Below are 1,439 nucleotides of genomic sequence, written 5' to 3'. Positions count from 1 at the left end.
CCCATCCCGACGGCCGACGGCCGTACACGCATCGCCGAAATTTCTGCGCCGTGCTGCAGAACACCGACTCGCCTCATGGCTCTCCCCGGCGGGAGAAGCCATGAGGCGAGTCTGGCTGGAAGTCCGGCAGGAAATCCCTAGTAGTTGGAGGGGCTTTCGCCCGTTACCAGCTGTGCGTCAGCAGAAGCTCGTCGAGTTCGTTCTGCCGCGAAACCATCGCGAGGTCGGCGTCGACCATCATTCGCATGAGTTCGGGGAAATCGACACTCGGCTTCCAGCCCAGCTGGACCTGCGCCTTGGCGCTGTCGGCGCACAGCACCTCGACCTCGGCGGGACGTACGAGGTCGGGGTCGATGACGACGTAGTCCTCCCAGTCGAGGCCCACGTGCTCGAAGGCGTAGCGGACCGCGTCGCGCACCGTGTGCATCTCCCCGGTGCCGATGACGTAGTCGTCACCGGCGTCCTGCTGGAGCATCAGGTGCATGGCGCGGACGTAGTCGCCGGCGTAACCCCAGTCGCGGACCGCGTCCATGTTGCCGAGGGCCAGCTTGTCCTGGAGTCCCAGCTTGATGCGGGCGACCGCGAGGGAGATCTTGCGGGTCACGAACTCCTGGCCGCGGCGGGGGGATTCGTGGTTGAACAGCATTCCGGAGACTGCGTACATGCCGAACGACTCGCGGTAGTTGCGGGTGATGAAGTGGCCGTACGCCTTGGCCGCGCCGTAGGGGCTGCGCGGGTGGAAGAGCGTGGTCTCCCGCTGCGGCGTCTCGGCGACCTTGCCGAACATCTCCGAGGAGGACGCCTGGTAGAAGCGGATCTGGCCCTCGGGGCCCGCGGTGCGGGACATGCTCAGTCCGCTCACCATGCGGATGGCTTCGAGAACCCGCAGCACGCCCATGCCGTTCACCTCGGTGACCAGCTCGGCCTGCTGCCAGGACATCGGCACGAACGAGATCGCGCCGAGGTTGTAGACCTCGTCCGGCTGTACCTTGTCGACCGCGGAGACCAGGCTGCCCTGGTCCATGAGGTCGCCGTCCACGAAGGAGACTTCGGAAACGAGCCGGCTCACCCGGGACTTGCGCGGGTTGGCCTGGCCACGGATAAGGCCCCATACCTGGTACCCCTGCGACAGCAGGTGCTCCGCCAGATAGGACCCGTCCTGGCCGGTAATTCCAGTGATCAGTGCGCGCTTGGGCATGTCATCCCCATCTCGACCGCGAAGAGACCGTCCAAACGCTGCGCTCGGTCGACGACCTCGGCGGGAGAAAGCTGTCCGGACGATAGACACCGGCACGTTCCCAAGCGGCGGAAGTCAATGTCAACGCTTCTCGGAGTTACTAGGGAATTCCCGGCGAGTGCCGATGCGGCGGGGACGAACACTAGGGAAATCCGGGTGCGGCATGGGGTCGAATGACCCGGTCGGTGTGCCGGCCGACTCC

General features: G+C 65.7%; 1 protein-coding gene. It reads right to left on the bottom strand.

Features of this window, described 5'->3' with window-relative positions; translation table 11 throughout:
• Window positions 1-163: 163 nt before the first annotated feature.
• A complete protein-coding gene (locus tag OIE49_RS30345; RefSeq protein WP_100566695.1) occupies window positions 164-1,198 on the bottom strand; it encodes a GDP-mannose 4,6-dehydratase in 1,035 nt (344 codons plus the stop codon).
• Between the last annotated feature and the right edge of the window lie 241 nt (window positions 1,199-1,439).

The sequence above is a fragment of the Streptomyces sp. NBC_01788 genome, from assembly GCF_035917575.1.
Classification (GTDB): Bacteria; Actinomycetota; Actinomycetes; order Streptomycetales; family Streptomycetaceae; genus Streptomyces.
The sequence above is the reverse complement of the archived record's forward strand: the minus strand, read 5'-3'. Positions and strand labels throughout refer to the sequence as shown.

Coding starts and splice junctions, on each gene's coding strand:
- OIE49_RS30345 (WP_100566695.1), bottom strand. CDS start 1,198: ATGCCCAAGCGCGCACTGATCACTGGAATTACCGGCCAGGACGGGTCC.